Consider the following 15,494-nt stretch of genomic DNA (forward strand, 5'->3'; position numbering starts at 1 on the left):
GGAGCGACAGATGAAACAGCGCATCTCACTTTCATTGATCTTCGCGCTTTCGTTCGTGCTCCCGGTTACGAGCGCCTCTGCGGAGGAAGCGGGACATCCGGAGATCCATCGGCAGACGTGGTCGTTCTCGGGCTTCACCGGGCAATTCGATAAGGCGCAATTGCAGCGCGGCTTCCAGGTCTACAAGGACGTCTGTTCGAACTGTCACGGCCTTAAGTATCTGTCGTTCCGCAATCTCGTGCAGCCGGGAGGACCGGAATTTCCGGAAGCAGCCGTGAAGGAACTGGCGAAGACGTGGCCGAACCAAATCACGGACGGTCCGAACGACGAAGGCAAGATGTTCGAGCGTCCGGCGTTGCTGTCTGATCCAATCCGGGGGCCGTATCATAACGATCAGGAAGCGCGGGCAGCGCAAAACGGCGCGTTGCCGCCTGATCTATCGCTTATCGCTCGGGCACGCGGCGTTGAGCGCAATCCAAGTTGGTGGATCCATCCGTTCCTGATGCTCGGCGATATTGCCAAGGCCTATCAGGAGGGCGGCGCGGATTACATCTATGCGCTCATGCACGGCTATTCCGATCCGCCGGCAGATTTCAAACTGACGGACGGAAAATTCTACAACAAGATTTTCCCCGGCCATCAAATCAGCATGCCGCCGCCGCTTTCCGACGGTCTCGTCAGTTACCAGGACGGCACACCCGACACCGTCGATAACTATGCGAAAGACGTTGTCGCATTTCTGTCATGGGCCGCCGACCCCACGCTCGATACGCGCAAGCAGATCGGATGGCAGGTCATTTTGTATCTTATCGTCACCACTGGCTTGCTCTACCTGGGCAAGAGGCGGATCTGGGCCAGCATTAAGCACTGACCCGAGCGCTTGTGACGATTTGCAAACTGGAAGGCTGCGCTTGCGTAGCCTTTTTTCTTTTGTACTGGCGGGTACATTGAAAATGAAAAAGGTGGGTGATGACGGCATCGGTTCTGGGCATTGTTGGAGGCAGTGGGTTCTATCAACTGCCAGGCCTTGCCAACCCTGAATGGAAGGCAATCGAGAGTCCGTGGGGTACACCTTCGGACGAAATTCTGTTTGCTGATATCGACGGATTGCCGATCCGGTTTCTGCCGCGGCATGGGCGCGGGCATAAGCTGTCGCCGACGGGCATCAACTATCGGGCGAATATCGATGCGCTTAAACGTGCTGGCGTGACCGATCTCATCTCGGTTTCCGCGTGCGGATCGTTGAAGAAGAAATACAAGCCCGGCGATTTCGTGCTTCCCGATCAGTTCATCGACCGGACGTTCGCGCGCGAGAAGTCGTTCTTCGGCAACGGTTGCGTTGCGCATGTTGCGATGGGCGATCCGATCAGTCCGCTGCTAACGAAGGCGCTCGAAAAGTCGGCGAAGGCCGAGAAGATCGAGGTGCACAAGGGCGGCACCTACCTCGCGATGGAAGGGCCGCAGTTTTCCACGCGCGCAGAAAGCAATCTTTACCGGTCTTGGGATTGCGACGTCATCGGCATGACGAACATGCCGGAGGCCAAGCTCGCGCGCGAAGCGGAGATTTGCTACGCGAGCGTCGCGATGGTGACGGATTACGATTGCTGGCACGACGATCATGAAGACGTCGATGTCGCGTCGATCATTGCTGTCATGCACGCGAATACAGAAAAAGCGCAGCGGCTCGTCGCGCATCTCGCGCGGGATTTTCCGCGCGAGCATCCGGCTTGTCCGATCGGCTCGGACAGGGCACTCGAAGTTGCGCTGATCACGCCCCCGGAAGCGCGCGATCCTGAACTCTTGAAGAAGCTCGATGCGGTTGCGGGGCGGGTGCTGGGATAGCTCCTGATTATCATCCTCGGGATTGTTCCGAGGGTGGCCCGGAGAGGCGTGCGTTAGTTCGGGAAGCTGATCAGGATCTTCATCTTGATGAGCCAGGGGAAGATCATTTCGAGTAGGGTGCCGAGCGTCCATAGTACGGTGCCGAGCAGAATGAGCGCGGGGATGCTGGCGATGACGGCTTTCAGAAAGAACAGCATCAGCTCGACGAAGGGCACGTCGATTTTACGGACCGACACCGGCGCGAGCGTTGCGGCCGCCGCAGCGGCATTGGGGGTGAAATCGGATGCTGCGTAGATCTGCGGCTGCGGCCGTGAACGATCGTCTGGGCCCATCGAGAGTGTCGGCGCGGCCGCGCGTTCCTGCGCTGCGCGTTCGCGTGCTTCCCGGGCGCGGGCTTCCTTTTCGCGTCTCAGCGTGCGCGGCAAGTCTTCCGTATCGTCGAGAAGCGGGTCGAGGTCGGGTCCTGCGATTGCGGAGGTGCCTGGAGATGCCATTACTCTTCCCTCAAGCAGGGCTGCCGCCAGTGCCGAATGTTTCAGCACGGCAGCGTTGCTCAAAATCTACCTAGAACCCAGCGATATTGCTATTTTGCGCCGTCAATTTGACCGGAGTGGAGCACTGTGAAGAACCTGGACGCCCTCGAAGAGCTTATTCGTACGATCCCTGACTATCCGAAGCCCGGCATCATGTTTCGGGATATCACGACGCTTCTTTCCGACCCGAAAGGGCTTAAAAAAGCGATCAAAGGCATGGCGAAGCCATTCGAGGACCAGAAAATCGACGCGGTTGCCGGTATCGAGGCGCGCGGGTTCATTCTGGGTGGCGCGATTGCCGACCGCCTCGAATGTGGCTTCATTCCGATCCGGAAAAAAGGCAAGCTGCCTTGGAAGACGATCGGGCAGGAGTACACGCTTGAATACGGCGTGGACGTCATCGAAATTCATGAGGACGCTTTCGCGAGTGGATCGCGCGTGCTGATCGTCGACGACCTGATCGCGACGGGCGGCACAGCGGAAGCGGCGGTCAAGCTCGTTCAGCGTTCCGGCGGCAAGGTGGTTGGGGCAACCTTCATCGTCGATCTGCCGGACCTTGGCGGCATGAAGCGGCTCGACGATCTGGGCATCACCAGTCACGCGCTTGTCGCGTTCGAAGGCCACTAGGGAGTAAACGTGGACCTTCCAAGCGAACATCTGTCAGATGCGTTCGAGCGGATTGCCGCTTGGCGGGCTGATCCTTGGACGATTCACACTTGTCCGGTCTGCCAAACGCCGGGGCTGCAAATTATCGACAGGTCGGTGCGGCCCTATTCGGAATGGTATGCGCTCACGTGTGCCGCTTGCGGGCTTGATGCTTCGCTGCACATTCCGTTGCCCGGTCCGGGTCAAATGTGAGCATGGCGAACGGTCCGATCGAGATTGTCCTGTTGCCCGGTCTCGACGGGACAGGCGATCTGTTCGACCGTTTGGCAGTGCGGCTTGCTCCGGATCTGACTGTTACAATCGTACGCTATCCGCAGGATCCGTCGCTCGGGTACGCGGGCTATGCGGAAATCGTGCGCAACGTGATCGGCAAAAGACCGGTATTTCTTCTGGGAGAGTCGTTTTCGGGGCCGGTTGCCGTTCGTGTCGCGACGCAGCTCGGGCGGCAGGTGCAGGGTGTCGTGTTGGCGGCAACGTTCGTGAAGAACCCGTGGCCCGGTTGTTTCATTCGTCGCGCGGCGCTCGTCGATCCGCGAACGACGCCGTCGCGACTTCGCGATGCTGTCCTGATGGGACCTTTCGGCGATCCCGAACTCGTCAAAAAAGTAGAAGGGATCGTCGCTACGCTGTCACGGTCGGTGCGGGCATCGCGGCTCAAGGCCATTGCGGAGGTCGATGTGCGGCGGGATTTCGCCCAACTCGCCTGTCCGATCCTGGTGCTGCATGGGCGCGGCGATTGGCTCGTCCGCAAGTCGCCCATTCAGCGTGCGGTTTGCGAACGCGGGCGTGCACGCATGGTCGTCATTCCCGGTGCCCATATGCTATTGCAAACGCGTTCCGCCGAGGCGGCGGCCGAGATCGTTAATTTCACTAAGTCAATCGCGGAGGCTCATCATGAAGCTTGACGGAGTGCCCTCGCGCACGATCTGGCTCGAACCGGACGGCTGGTCCATCGGCATCATCGATCAGACGCTTCTGCCGCATAAAATCGTGCGGCCGGTGCTCAAGACGGTCGAGGATGCGGCGCGCGCCATTAAAACGATGCAGGTGCGCGGCGCGCCGCTGATTGGCGTCACGGCGGCTTATGGCGTGGCGCTGGCGATGCGTGTCGATGCATCGGATGCGAGCCTTGACAATGCGGTTGCGTTCCTCGGTGCGCAGCGGCCGACGGCGGTCAATCTGCGCTGGGCGCTGGAAGATCTGCGCACGACGCTGCTGCCGCTGGCGCCGAGCATTCGCGCTGTCGCCGCCTACGCGCGCGCGGCAGAACTGGCGGAGGACGATGTCGAGACGTGCCGGAACATCGGCGTCAACGGCCTCAAGTTGATTAAGGAGATCGCGATCCGCAAGGGCGGTGGTCCTGTCAACGTGCTGACGCATTGCAATGCGGGCTGGCTCGCGTGCGTCGATTGGGGGACGGCCACGTCGCCGATCTATCACGCACACGACGCGGGTATTCCGGTGCATGTCTGGGTCGACGAGACGCGGCCGCGCAACCAGGGCGCGGCGCTGACGGCGTTCGAGCTTTTACAGCATGGCGTTCCGCATAGCCTCATCGCGGACAATGCTGGTGGGCATTTCATGCAGGCTGGCGACGTCGATCTCGTCATCGTCGGCACGGACCGAGTGACGGCGAACGGCGACGTTGCGAACAAAATTGGCACGTATCTGAAGGCGCTTGCGGCGCACGATATGCGGGTTCCGTTTTATGTGGCGCTGCCGTTTTCGACGATCGACTGGCGCACCGAAAAAGGCAGCGACATTCCCATCGAGGAACGCAGCGAGGACGAAGTTCTGTATGTTCAGGGCAAGCTTCCCAATGGAGAACTCGGGTCGGTTCTGATTTCGGCAGAAGGGACGCATGCCCGTAATCCGGCCTTTGATGTGACACCTGCGAGACTCGTGACGGGCTTCATCACGGAGCGGGGCATTTGCGCGGCGTCCCGGGAAGGGCTGCTGTCGCTCTATCCTGAAAAGACCAGCGCAGCGGCATGATCCCGTGAAACAGCCAAGCGAAAAATCGTTGAGAAAAGAGGTCATTGCAACGGCTCTGGAGATGAGCCGTTCGGGACTTTCTCCAGGGCGTTCAGGTAACGTCTCGTGTCGGTTCGGCGGCGGCATGCTGATCACGCCGACGGGCAAGCGGTATGAAGATACCGACCCTGACGACATCGTATTCGTCGCCGCAGACGGCAGCGTTCCAGATGGTCAACTGAAGCCGTCGAGCGAGTGGCAATTTCACCTTGCTGCGTATCACGCGCGCCCGGATCGAAATGCACTTGTGCACACGCACTCGCTGCATGCGACCGTGCTGGCGTGCGCGCACAAATCCATTCCGGCATTTCATTACATGGTGGCGGTCGCGGGCGGAAAGGACATTCCGTGCGTGCCTTACGCGACGTTCGGAACGGATGAACTCGCGCGGCATGTTGCGGCCGGGCTTCGTGAACGAGATGCGTGTTTAATGGCCAACCACGGTCAGATTGCTTGCGGAGCTTCGCTCGCGCACGCACTTGAAATGGCCCGAGAGGTGGAAGTTCTGGCCGAGCAGTACTACAAAGTACTCTTACTGGCTGATGTGCATCTGCTCGATGATGCTGAAATGCTCGAGATTGCCGAGCGCTTTAAAGCCTACGGCAGGAATGCGGAGCTAAACCAGAAGCGCCGATAGAAAGGGCCAATCGCTCCTATAGAATTTTTTGCGCGATAAGATTGTCTTATAAGCATTTCCTGAAGATTCGATTGGTGGATTAAGTTTTTCTGATCTTAGGTCTCTTTGGTTTCCTCCAGGAAGGATGATCACATGACCGATACCACGAAGCTCACCACAACAGCGGGTGCCCCGGTCCCCGACAACCAGAATTCGCTGTCAGCCGGGCCGCGCGGTCCGCTGCTGATGCAGGATTATCAGCTCATCGAGAAGCTCGCGCATCAGAACCGCGAGCGCATTCCGGAACGTACCGTCCACGCCAAGGGCTGGGGCGCTTACGGAACGCTGACGATTACGGGCGACATTTCGAAGTACACGAAGGCGAAGGCGCTGCAGCCGGGCGCGAAGACCGAGATGATTGCGCGCTTCTCGACCGTTGCGGGCGAGCTTGGCGCGGCGGATGCCGAGCGCGATGTTCGCGGCTTCGCACTCAAATTCTATACCAGTGAAGGCAACTGGGATCTCGTCGGCAACAACACGCCGGTGTTTTTCGTCCGCGATCCGATGAAGTTTCCCGACTTCATCCACACGCAGAAACGGCACCCGAAAACCAACATGCGCTCGCCGACGGCGATGTGGGATTTCTGGTCGCTGTCGCCGGAAAGCCTGCATCAGGTTACGATCCTGATGTCGGACCGCGGCTTGCCGGTCGGCGTTCGCAACATGAACGGCTACGGCTCGCACACGTATTCATTCATCAATGCCAACAACGAGCGTTTCTGGGTGAAATTCCACTTCAAGACGCTGCAAGGCCATAAGCACTGGACGAACGGTGAAGCGAGCGAGATCGTCGGCCGCACACGTGAATCGACGCAGGAAGATCTGTTCACGGCTATCGAGCGCGGCGAGTTCCCGAAGTGGAAGATGCAGGTTCAGGTGATGCCGGAAGCCGATGCCGACAAGCATTGGTATAACCCGTTTGACTTGACGAAGGTTTGGCCGCATGCGGACTATCCGCCGATCGATATTGGCGTGTTCGAGCTCAACCGCAATCCTCAGAACTATTTCGCCGAGATCGAGCAAGCGGCATTCTCGCCGTCGAACATCGTGCCGGGCATTGGCTTTTCGCCCGACAAGATGCTGCAGGCGCGCATCTTTTCGTATGCAGATGCGCATCGCTATCGCCTTGGCACGCACTACGAGCATCTGCCCGTGAACGCCGCGCGCTGCCCCGTTCATAACTATCACAAGGACGGCCCGATGCGGTTCTTCGCACCGGAGACGGGGAACGTGGACGCCTATTATGAGCCGAACTCGTTTCATGGTGCCGAGCAGGACAAGTCCGTCGCGGAGCCGCCGCTGAAGATTTCGGGCGATGCCGATCGTTTCAATCATCGCGATGGCAACGACGATTACAGACAGGTGACGGCGCTGTTCAATCTCTTCAACAAAGAGCAGAAAGCGCGGCTGTTCTCGAACGTCGCCGAAGCGATGTGGGGTATCCCCGATTTCATCGCCGAGCGGCAGCTTGCGCATTTCAAGAAAGTGCATCCGGATTATGAAGCCGGGGTGCGCGCGGCGCTCGATCACATGACGCGACAGAAAGCTTCCGAGACGGCGCAGCAGCAGAAGATGCCGCAAGGCGCAGAAGCTGCCGAGTGATCGCTCGGTTCGTTTCGACGATTAATGAAAAGGCCCTGCTCGTGCGGGGCCTTTTTTGTTTCGGCGGTTTGCTGCTGGTAGGACGCAACTTCCCGAGTGCCAGCGCGTTGCTCGAACGGCACTCAATGTATCGAGGAGGAGCCGTCATGCCGAGAGGCGATAAATCGAGCTATACGACCAAACAGAAACGCAAGGCCGAACACATCGAGGAAGGCTACGAGAAGCGCGGCGTCGGCAAGTCGGAAGCCGAGCGGCGCGCCTGGGCGACCGTCAACAAAGAGAGCGGCGGCGGCAACAAGAGCGGCTCGGGTCGCGGTAAGAAAGACACGCACGTCGCGTCGAAGCGCGGAGGCCGTATCGGCGGCAAGGCATCGGCGTCGCGACCAGCGGCAGCGCGCAGTGCGTCAGCGCGGAAAGCCGCAGCGACGAGAAAGCGGCGCGGAAGCTGATCGCGCCGCATTTGGCGTCATCATCACGCCGTGCGGAAATACGGCTCGACTTTGCCTTTGAGCTTCAGGGTCATCGGGCGGCCTTTGCGGTCGCGCGCGTTCCCTGCCGCAACGCGGATCCAGCCTTCGCTGATGCAGTATTCTTCAACGTTGGTTTTGTCGGTACCATTGAAGCGGATGCCGATGTCACGCTTCAGAAGCTCTTCGTTGAAGAACGGGCTTGCGGGATCGTTGCAAAGGCGGTCGGGCAGTTCGTCGGACATGTTTGTTCGTCCTAGTTGGCGAAACGGAAGTGCATGACATCGCCGTCTTGGACGACGTAGTCCTTGCCTTCGAGACGCATTTTTCCGGCTTCTTTAGCACCGGTTTCGCCGTTGCCGGTTACATAATCGTCGAAGGCAATGGTTTCGGCGCGGATGAAGCCTTTTTCGAAGTCGGTATGGATGACGCCAGCGGCTTGCGGAGCCTTGGTGCCGCGCGTGATTGTCCAGGCGCGGGCTTCCTTCGGGCCGACGGTGAAGTAGGTCACGAGGTGGAGCAGGTCGTATCCGGCGCGGATCAGGCGATTGAGGCCCGGTTCGTCGAGGCCCATCTCGCTAAGGAAGGCATCGCGATCTTCCGGCGCGAGGCCTGCGAATTCGCTTTCGATCTTGGCGGAGATGACGACGACAGCCGCATTCTCGGCTTTCGCGCGCTCTTCAACTTGTTTGGAATAGGCGTTGCCATTGGCGGCGGACGCTTCCTCGACGTTACAGACATAGACGACGGGCTTCGACGTCAGCAGTTGCAGCGCACGGAAGGCGGGCATCTCTTCGGCGGTCATCTGCGCGAGACGGGCGGGCTTGCCTTCACGCAGAAGCACCAGCGGCTTTTCCATGACGGCGTACTGCGCCTTGGCTTCCTTGTCGCCGGACTTCGCCTTCTTCTCGATTTGCGAGATCCGCTTTTCGAGGCTTTCGAGATCGGCCAGCATCAATTCCGTTTCGACGACGTCAGCGTCGGCGAGCGGGTCGATGCGGTTCTCGACGTGGGTGATGTCTTCGTCAACGAAGCAGCGCAGCACGTAGGCCACGGCATCGACTTCGCGAATGTGCGACAGGAACTTGTTGCCGAGGCCTTCGCCCTTCGAAGCGCCGCGGACGAGGCCGGCGATATCGACGAACGTCAGGCGCGTCGGAATGATTTCCTTGCTACCTGCAATGCCAGCGAGCGTGTCGAGGCGCTTATCGGGAACAGCAACTTCGCCGACGTTCGGTTCGATGGTGCAGAAGGGATAGTTGGCCGCCTCGGCCTGCGCCGTTTGCGTGAGCGCATTGAAGAGGGTTGACTTGCCGACGTTCGGCAAGCCGACGATGCCGCATTTGAAGCCCATGGTGGGGAAATATCCGTTTAGGTTGTGGTCCGTGGGTTAAGCGACCCAGGCCCTAATGTGAAGCCTTATCGGTCCAATGTGCGGCCGTATGGCTCACCGCTGGTACTTGGTAAAGGCGAATGTCGAGTAGCGCGCGGGTGCGGGAAGATTGCTCGTGCCGGACATGGCGTCTGCAAGCGCCTCCGAAATGTGCGTACCCTGATCGACGCTGCGGACCGCGATGACGATGAACGGGCGCTGCCAGCTCGTATCTATATCTTCGCAATCGGCGCACGGATCGATGTAGCGGCCGAGATTAAGCGTCCACATCGGGATGCGATCGCCGACTGCGCCGCGCACCCATTGTGCGGTGCGAACGGCGCGGAGACCGCCGCGCTGCTCCTCACGGGCGACGTCGCCTTCCTGGCTCGCAAGGCCGACAGCGATCAGACCGAGCGCGGTGCCCAGGCCCTGACGCAATTGCGGCGCGAGAACCTCGTCCTGGATCTCTTGCGGCGACAGGATGGTGTCGTCCTTTTCGAGTTCCGTCGTCGACCCGCGGACCCAGCCGTAATTCTTCGTCAGCACAACGACATCGAACACGGCGCGGCGCCCCTGGCGGTCGGTGCCTTCGATCGGGAAGACCAGCGTGCGATCATTCCAGCGGTGGGCGAAAATGCGCCGGACGCCGGTCTTGTCTTTATCGCGCGCGAAATAAGCGTCATTCAGCACGCTGCCGAAAACGCCGACGGTGAAAAGGAAAATGAGCGCGCCGATAACCAGATCGAAAAGAGATCGCGATCCGGAGTCCGCGCGGCTCTCTTCCTGATACTCAGACATCGGCTCAACCCCACAACTCGCCAAACTTCGCGAGGATGCTAGGCGTCCTCGCCGCCGGATTTTCGCGCGCTCAGCCATTTTTTCAAGTTGTCGGCGAGGGCGGATTGGCGTTTGGACGCGCGTTCACCGGCTGGGTGTGGCCGCGATGCCTTCGGCGGGCGCGGCGACTCTTGTGGCGCGCGCGAAGCCTTGGGCGCAGGCGTTTCGTGATCCTCCTGCGTCGTGCGAGCGACGTCACTCAGGAAGCGGTCGTCTTCGCCTTTGGCGAGATAGGGGGCGGCGTCGGAGATGGCATCAAGCAGCGCATTGAGCCATTCGCGCTCTGATTTCGCGAAGTCGTTCAAAACATAATAGACGACGGCATCTTTTGAGCCGGGATGACCGATGCCGAGGCGCACGCGCTTGTACTCGTTTTCAATGTGCGCGGTGATCGAGCGCAAACCGTTGTGACCGGCGTTGCCGCCACCCGTTTTCAGTTTCACCTTGCCGGGTACAAGGTCCAACTCGTCGTGAAAGACGTAAATGTCCGACAGCGGAATTTTTAGAAAACGCTGGGCTTCACCGACAGAGCGGCCGCTCTCGTTCATGTAGGTTTCGGGCTTCAGCAGCGTCACGCGCTCGCCGCCGATCGAGCCTTCGGAGATGAGCCCCTGAAATTTCTTGCGCCAGGGCGCGAAGCTGTGGCGTTCCGCGATGCGGTCGAGCGCCATGAAGCCGATGTTGTGGCGATTGGCGCGGTATTTCTCGCCCGGATTGCCGAGGCCAACGAAGAGCTTCATTTCGACTGTGCCTTCCGACTCGCCTTCGGCGAGCAGCCCGGAAGGCACGGGATTGTTGCTGGGCCCGGCGGTCCACTTCCCAAAGGAAAGATGCCGGGCCCAGCAAAAGTCTCTTACTTCTTCGCGGCGGGCTTGGCGGCCGGAGCGGCCTTACCTGCAGCAGCCGGGGCTGCCTTGCCAGCGGCGGCCGGAGCAGCCTTGGCACCCGCGGCGGGAGCGGCAGCGGCATCCGCGGTTGCGCTTGCGGCTTCGTCGTCACCCTTCAGGGCGCCGGCGATCGTCGCAATCGTGAAGTCGCGGTTCTTGATGACGGGCGAAACGCCTTCCGGCATCTCGACGGCCGAGATGTGGATCGAACGGCCGATCTCCATACCTTCGAGATTGATCTCGAACGCGCGCGGGATTTTGTCGTAAGGGCAGAACACTTCGACGTCGTGGCGGACGATATTGAGAACGCCACCGCGCTTCAGACCCGGCGACAACGTTTCGTTAGTGAAGTGCACGGGGATCGAAACGCGGATCACGCCATCCTTGCCGACGCGCTGGAAGTCAACGTGAAGGGGCGTGTCGCGGACAGGGTCGACCTGGACGTCGCGGGCGAGCACGATGTGCTTCGTGCCTTCGACGTCGATCTCGATAGCCGTCGAGGTGAAGTGGCCACGCAGGACCTGCTTCCACAGCTCGTTGTATTCGAGATTGATCGTTTCCGGGGTTTCGTGGTTGCCGTAAATGACGGCGGGCACATTTCCATTGCGGCGTGCTTGGCGTGCGGCCCCCTTGCCGGCACGCGGGCGCGCCGTAGCCTTGAGCGTAATGAGCTCAGCCATGGCATCGTCTCCGAGTGTTAAAGGCTCTCCTGCCTATCAGAAGAGCCAAAAAGCCGCTTGCCGGCCTCCAAGGGTGCCGGGCGGCGTCTCAGGAAAATCTTCTTGAGATGGCGGGTATATACCTGGGGTTGCCGCCGCGCGCAACGGTCGGAAATGGCCCCAAATAGGCGCACAATACTTGGGTCGGACTGGAAAGTTGCTGAGAAAATCAGCATATTAAGGGGTGATTTACTGGAAACCCTGCGTTGTGACCTGCAATTGTGGGTGGTGGAGATGCCCGAAGTGATGACGAAGAAGACGACCAAGCGCCGGAGCGCGGCCGATCAGGACAAAATCATTGTCGAAGCGCTGAGGGGCGTCGGGCGGCCCGTGAGCGCCTACGAGCTTATCGAACAGGTGCGCGCAAAGGGTGTCAGCGCACCGCCAACGGTCTATCGGGCTCTACAACGTTTAATCGACGATGGCTTGGCGCATCGGCTTGAAAGCCTCAATGCTTTCGTCGCTTGCGATCATCCTCATCACGCCGGAAAAGCTGTCTTCGCGATCTGCGATTCCTGCGGCACGGTGAAGGAATTCGATAGTCCGACCGCTGTGAAGAGCCTGCAGACGTGGGCAAGCAAGAACGACTTCAACATCCGCTCAATGACGATGGAAATTCGCGGACGCTGCGGAGATTGCACCGTAGGACACGATTGATAAAGCCAAGGTTCAAAAGTCGATATCGAGGCTGAGTTTCAGCGTGGTTGCGGGCGTCGCACTATTCAAACCGAACAGCGCACCGAACCCGACCGTCGTCTCAACTTTTCGTTCGTCTTCAGCGTCATCTTTCTTTGAGAGCGTGTCGTCGTCATCTGCGTCGCCGAACGTCCAGTAGGCGATAGGACCGAGACGATACTGATTGAACGTTCCGAAGATTTGCTGCTGCTCGTCCATATTGCCGCCGCTGATGCGTTCGACGCCGCCATAGGATTCAACGGCAAGAGCGAGCTGCTTGGATGTGCGATACATGATCCGGGCGGCGTAACCGAAATCGAGCTTGCCCTGATTTTCGAAGCCACCGCCGAAGTATTGAATGGCGGTCGGATTGATGTTTGCGCTCCAGCGTCCGGATTGCCATTCGATGATCGGACCAATCGTCAGCGTCGAAGCTTCGTCTTCGTGTGCGGATTGATCCCATTCGACGAGAAAGCCGGCGCCGATGCCGTCGCCTTTGCGCTTGATGACGGTCCAGATAGTTTCGGCGCCGTAGCTGTCGAATTCGAGCGGTCCCATCCGATCGGCGTCGTTGAAGGTCTTGGGATCGTCCAGGCGCTGCTGCTCGAACTCGATGCCGAGGCGAAGTTTGACGAAGGTCGTGAGGCCCATCTCAACTTCCAGGCCTTCGCGTTGGCGTGTCACCGTATTGTCGTCGGCAATGATGCCGCCTGCGCCATTGGAAACGACGCCGCGTCTCGGATTGCCAGATGAGAAGTCATTCTGGCTTTCGATCTCGATCGCGCCAGGTTCGGTGTCGAGGTCTTTGATTTCGAACTGGTCGAGTGACGGACCCGCCATCGCCGCCTGTGAAAACGTGAGCATCCAGATGCCCATGAGCAAGGCAACAACGCAGCCTGCCGCTCGCGTGTGAACCGGGATTCGCCCCACGCCTCCCCCTCGAGAATTTGCTTCCCGTTATTGTTCTCAAATTTCTTATGACATGGGGAATTTTTCCCGAACAGTGCGAATCGGCACCGCTGGGGATCGGAAATCCGGCTTCTGGAAAGTGTATCAGTAGAAGAGGCTTGAGACGCTTTCTTCGCGGCTCGTGCGGAGGATCGCTTCGCCGATGAGTGGCGCGATCGACATGACGCGGATATTGCGCGCGGCCTTTACGGCTTCGGTCGGAAGGATCGAGTCCGTGATGACGAGCGATTTCAGACGCGAGTTCTGGATGCGACTGACGGCGCCGCCAGACAGCACAGCGTGCGAAATGTAAGCAGAGACTTCCGTCGCGCCGTTTTTCAGCAGGGCCTCAGCGGCGTTGACGAGCGTACCGCCGGAATCGACGATATCGTCGATCAGGATGCAGCGTTTGCCGTCAACGTCACCGATGACGTTCATCACTTCGCTTTCGCCTGGACGTTCGCGCCGCTTATCGCAAATGGCGATTGGCGCGGTGATGCGTTTGGCGAGCGCTCGGGCGCGGACGACGCCGCCGACGTCGGGCGACACGACGACGATATCGTCCGTGTTGCCATAGTGCTCTTCGATGTCGCGCGTCATGACCGGCGCAGCGAAGAGGTTATCGGTCGGGATGTCGAAGAAGCCCTGGATCTGGCCGGCATGGAGATCGAGCGTCAGAACGCGGTCGGCGCCGGCGCGCTCGATCAGGTTGGCGACGAGCTTGGCCGAAATGGGCGTACGCGGACCGGGTTTGCGGTCCTGCCGGGCGTAACCGAAGTATGGGATGACGGCTGTGATGCGGCGCGCCGACGAGCGCTTCAACGCATCGAGCAGGATCAGCAGCTCCATCATGTTGTCGTTGGCGGGGAACGACGTCGACTGAATGACGAACACGTCCTGACCACGGACGTTTTCCTGGATTTCGACGAAGATCTCCATATCGGCGAAGCGCTTCACCTGGCCTTTGGCCATCGGCAGCTTCAGATAGGTGCAGATCGCCTCGGCGAGGGGGCGATTGCTGTTTCCCGCGATGATTTTCACGCCCAGCTTCCCTCGGCCGTCACTGTTCCGGGCGTCACCCTTGGAATCGAAAGGCATTTGCGCTCCAGAAACCTCTTCATTTGCGGGCTTGTAGCAATTGGGCCCGGACGATTCAACCGTCCGAGCCCAAGCTGTTGTCACAGTGTTGCCGATCGAGGTTAACCTGACCGGCTACTGATTATTCGACGCTCTTTGGCGGTAAGAGCTTGATAATGCCTTGCGCAGCAGCGGCGGCTGCGGCATCGGCGGTCTGTCCCCAGGAGCCGTCAAGCGAGCCGGTCGGGATCTCATTCTTCTGCGACACAGTGCCGAGCTTCTTGCCGCTCGGGTCGATCACGTTCCAGTCGATCTGGATCGGCTGCTTACCGTCTTTGCTGGTGCCCATGGCGACCTTGCCGACAACTTTGTAGGCCTGCGAGTCGGGCGTAGTTGCCAGCTTCAGGCCGCTCTTCGACAATTCGCGCTGAATTGCGGTGGTGAGCGTGGTGCTGCCGTCGCCGGGCGCTCCCGTCACCAGCGGCACGACGGCCGTGATGGGACCGGAGTGAGTGATGCTGCCGGTCGTCGGCGAAGCCGGGCTCGATGCAGCCGAGGCATACGTCGTCGGCCGCGGCGGGCTTGACGGAGCGTTGGTCGATTGCGTGTTGATGTTCGAGGCCATCGGAACACCGCCGCCGCTCGCGATCCAGCTAGCGATCTGTTTCGAGGTCTTGCCGGAGATCCGTTCTACGACGGCAGGCGTCACTGCCGACCAGGGGTCTTTCCCGGCGCTTGCGATGACTTCCTCACCCGTCACGCGATGGACGCGCTTGCCGCTCTGGTCGGTCACATCCCAGATGTAGGAGATCTTCGCTTTCGATTTTTCGCGAGCAGCCACGATGTAGCCGCGGACGACATATTCGCCCGTCGCATTGTTCGAGGTGCCGACGCTCAGGCCCTCTCGGCCGATGGCAGAAGCAAGCTGCGACTGCAATTCGTGAGCGACGTTTTCGGGCGATCCGATAACCGGCGCGATCTGGAATTTGGCGTTCTGTGTAACGGGTCCCGATGGTGACGCGCCTGTCGGGAGAGCGATCGAGTTTTGTGCCGAGGGCGTTCCGCTGCCACCGCCTATGCCGCCCAAGAGGTTTGATGATGAGCCACAACCACCCAGGCCTGCCGTTACCAGCGAAGCCAAAAGTATCGACCCGAT

Annotated in this window: 18 protein-coding genes; 9 read left to right on the plus strand and 9 right to left on the minus strand. The window is 59.9% G+C overall.

Translation table 11 applies throughout. The features are described from left to right. Positions 1-10 precede the first annotated feature (10 nt). Positions 11-871: a cytochrome c1 gene (locus HYPMC_RS04210; RefSeq protein ID WP_013946556.1), complete on the plus strand. Its 861-nt coding sequence runs from the start codon at positions 11-13 to the stop codon at positions 869-871. Positions 872-969: 98 nt separating this feature from the next. Next, a complete protein-coding gene (locus HYPMC_RS04215; protein WP_013946557.1) occupies positions 970-1,842 on the plus strand; it encodes an S-methyl-5'-thioadenosine phosphorylase in 873 nt (290 codons plus the stop codon). Positions 1,843-1,895: 53 nt separating this feature from the next. Here HYPMC_RS04215 and HYPMC_RS04220 read toward each other — a convergent pair whose 3' ends face one another. Continuing rightward, positions 1,896-2,336 (minus strand): hypothetical protein, encoded by a 441-nt coding sequence (locus HYPMC_RS04220; RefSeq protein WP_013946558.1) that lies wholly within the window; start codon positions 2,334-2,336, stop codon positions 1,896-1,898. 126 nt (positions 2,337-2,462) lie between these two features. Here HYPMC_RS04220 and HYPMC_RS04225 point away from each other — a divergent pair, with 126 nt between their 5' ends. The 6 genes from HYPMC_RS04225 (at position 2,463) to HYPMC_RS04250 (ending at position 7,802) form a co-directional block, all read left to right on the plus strand. Further along, positions 2,463-3,002 (plus strand): adenine phosphoribosyltransferase, encoded by a 540-nt coding sequence (locus HYPMC_RS04225; protein WP_013946559.1) that lies wholly within the window; start codon positions 2,463-2,465, stop codon positions 3,000-3,002. A 233-nt stretch (positions 3,003-3,235) separates the two neighbouring features. Further along, positions 3,236-3,946, plus strand: coding sequence for an alpha/beta fold hydrolase (locus tag HYPMC_RS04230; protein WP_157135394.1), 711 nt, complete (start codon positions 3,236-3,238; stop codon positions 3,944-3,946). Further along, complete coding sequence (gene mtnA, locus HYPMC_RS04235) at positions 3,936-5,036, plus strand: S-methyl-5-thioribose-1-phosphate isomerase (protein WP_013946562.1); 1,101 nt, start codon at positions 3,936-3,938, stop codon at positions 5,034-5,036. Before HYPMC_RS04230 ends, mtnA begins: the two co-directional genes overlap by 11 nt. A gap of 28 nt (positions 5,037-5,064) precedes the next feature. Continuing rightward, positions 5,065-5,712 (plus strand): class II aldolase/adducin family protein, encoded by a 648-nt coding sequence (locus HYPMC_RS04240; RefSeq protein WP_244420974.1) that lies wholly within the window; start codon positions 5,065-5,067, stop codon positions 5,710-5,712. Positions 5,713-5,844: 132 nt separating this feature from the next. Continuing rightward, positions 5,845-7,353 carry a catalase gene (locus HYPMC_RS04245; RefSeq protein WP_013946564.1) on the plus strand — a complete coding sequence of 503 codons (1,509 nt, stop codon included), beginning with the start codon at positions 5,845-5,847 and terminating at the stop codon, positions 7,351-7,353. 146 nt (positions 7,354-7,499) lie between these two features. After that, positions 7,500-7,802 carry a hypothetical protein gene (locus HYPMC_RS04250; protein ID WP_013946565.1) on the plus strand — a complete coding sequence of 101 codons (303 nt, stop codon included), beginning with the start codon at positions 7,500-7,502 and terminating at the stop codon, positions 7,800-7,802. A gap of 23 nt (positions 7,803-7,825) precedes the next feature. Here the strand turns inward: HYPMC_RS04250 and HYPMC_RS04255 are convergent, their stop codons facing one another. From HYPMC_RS04255 to HYPMC_RS04275, 5 genes are all read right to left on the minus strand, one after another. Beyond that, on the minus strand, positions 7,826-8,065 hold the full coding sequence (locus HYPMC_RS04255) for a DUF3297 family protein (RefSeq protein WP_013946566.1): 240 nt from the start codon (positions 8,063-8,065) through the stop codon (positions 7,826-7,828). A gap of 11 nt (positions 8,066-8,076) precedes the next feature. Then, on the minus strand, positions 8,077-9,174 hold the full coding sequence (ychF, locus tag HYPMC_RS04260; RefSeq protein WP_013946567.1) for a redox-regulated ATPase YchF: 1,098 nt from the start codon (positions 9,172-9,174) through the stop codon (positions 8,077-8,079). Positions 9,175-9,267: 93 nt separating this feature from the next. Continuing rightward, complete coding sequence (locus tag HYPMC_RS04265) at positions 9,268-9,993, minus strand: hypothetical protein (protein ID WP_013946568.1); 726 nt, start codon at positions 9,991-9,993, stop codon at positions 9,268-9,270. Positions 9,994-10,031: 38 nt separating this feature from the next. Beyond that, positions 10,032-10,772 carry an aminoacyl-tRNA hydrolase gene (gene pth / locus HYPMC_RS04270; protein WP_024275472.1) on the minus strand — a complete coding sequence of 247 codons (741 nt, stop codon included), beginning with the start codon at positions 10,770-10,772 and terminating at the stop codon, positions 10,032-10,034. 113 nt (positions 10,773-10,885) lie between these two features. Then, on the minus strand, positions 10,886-11,599 hold the full coding sequence (locus HYPMC_RS04275) for a 50S ribosomal protein L25/general stress protein Ctc (RefSeq protein WP_013946570.1): 714 nt from the start codon (positions 11,597-11,599) through the stop codon (positions 10,886-10,888). 285 nt (positions 11,600-11,884) lie between these two features. On the opposite strand from HYPMC_RS04275, the gene HYPMC_RS04280 reads away from it, so the two are divergent. Further along, the gene (locus HYPMC_RS04280; RefSeq protein WP_041300693.1) at positions 11,885-12,295 is read left to right on the plus strand and encodes a Fur family transcriptional regulator; all 411 of its coding nucleotides are present in this window, start codon (positions 11,885-11,887) and stop codon (positions 12,293-12,295) included. 12 nt (positions 12,296-12,307) lie between these two features. On the opposite strand, the gene HYPMC_RS04285 is transcribed toward HYPMC_RS04280, so the two are convergent. The 3 genes from HYPMC_RS04285 to HYPMC_RS04295 all read right to left on the minus strand — a co-directional run bounded on the left by HYPMC_RS04285 (position 12,308) and on the right by HYPMC_RS04295 (position 15,479). After that, complete coding sequence (locus HYPMC_RS04285; RefSeq protein WP_197535966.1) at positions 12,308-13,177, minus strand: hypothetical protein; 870 nt, start codon at positions 13,175-13,177, stop codon at positions 12,308-12,310. Between the two features lie 189 nt (positions 13,178-13,366). Continuing rightward, positions 13,367-14,302 (minus strand): ribose-phosphate pyrophosphokinase, encoded by a 936-nt coding sequence (locus tag HYPMC_RS04290; RefSeq protein WP_024275475.1) that lies wholly within the window; start codon positions 14,300-14,302, stop codon positions 13,367-13,369. Between the two features lie 178 nt (positions 14,303-14,480). Then, entirely contained in the window at positions 14,481-15,479 is a 999-nt protein-coding gene (locus tag HYPMC_RS04295) for a hypothetical protein (protein ID WP_244420975.1), read from the minus strand. Positions 15,480-15,494: the final 15 nt, after the last annotated feature.

Origin of the sequence: Hyphomicrobium sp. MC1 (genome assembly GCF_000253295.1) — a bacterium.
GTDB lineage: Bacteria > Pseudomonadota > Alphaproteobacteria > Rhizobiales > Hyphomicrobiaceae > Hyphomicrobium_B.

Coding starts and splice junctions, on each gene's coding strand:
- HYPMC_RS04210 (WP_013946556.1), top strand. CDS start 11: ATGAAACAGCGCATCTCACTTTCATTGATCTTCGCGCTTTCGTTCGTG.
- HYPMC_RS04215 (WP_013946557.1), top strand. CDS start 970: ATGACGGCATCGGTTCTGGGCATTGTTGGAGGCAGTGGGTTCTATCAA.
- HYPMC_RS04220 (WP_013946558.1), bottom strand. CDS start 2,336: ATGGCATCTCCAGGCACCTCCGCAATCGCAGGACCCGACCTCGACCCG.
- HYPMC_RS04230 (WP_157135394.1), top strand. CDS start 3,236: ATGGCGAACGGTCCGATCGAGATTGTCCTGTTGCCCGGTCTCGACGGG.
- mtnA (WP_013946562.1), top strand. CDS start 3,936: ATGAAGCTTGACGGAGTGCCCTCGCGCACGATCTGGCTCGAACCGGAC.
- HYPMC_RS04245 (WP_013946564.1), top strand. CDS start 5,845: ATGACCGATACCACGAAGCTCACCACAACAGCGGGTGCCCCGGTCCCC.
- HYPMC_RS04250 (WP_013946565.1), top strand. CDS start 7,500: ATGCCGAGAGGCGATAAATCGAGCTATACGACCAAACAGAAACGCAAG.
- HYPMC_RS04255 (WP_013946566.1), bottom strand. CDS start 8,065: ATGTCCGACGAACTGCCCGACCGCCTTTGCAACGATCCCGCAAGCCCG.
- ychF (WP_013946567.1), bottom strand. CDS start 9,174: ATGGGCTTCAAATGCGGCATCGTCGGCTTGCCGAACGTCGGCAAGTCA.
- HYPMC_RS04265 (WP_013946568.1), bottom strand. CDS start 9,993: ATGTCTGAGTATCAGGAAGAGAGCCGCGCGGACTCCGGATCGCGATCT.
- pth (WP_024275472.1), bottom strand. CDS start 10,772: ATGAAGCTCTTCGTTGGCCTCGGCAATCCGGGCGAGAAATACCGCGCC.
- HYPMC_RS04275 (WP_013946570.1), bottom strand. CDS start 11,599: ATGGCTGAGCTCATTACGCTCAAGGCTACGGCGCGCCCGCGTGCCGGC.
- HYPMC_RS04280 (WP_041300693.1), top strand. CDS start 11,885: ATGACGAAGAAGACGACCAAGCGCCGGAGCGCGGCCGATCAGGACAAA.
- HYPMC_RS04285 (WP_197535966.1), bottom strand. CDS start 13,177: ATGCTCACGTTTTCACAGGCGGCGATGGCGGGTCCGTCACTCGACCAG.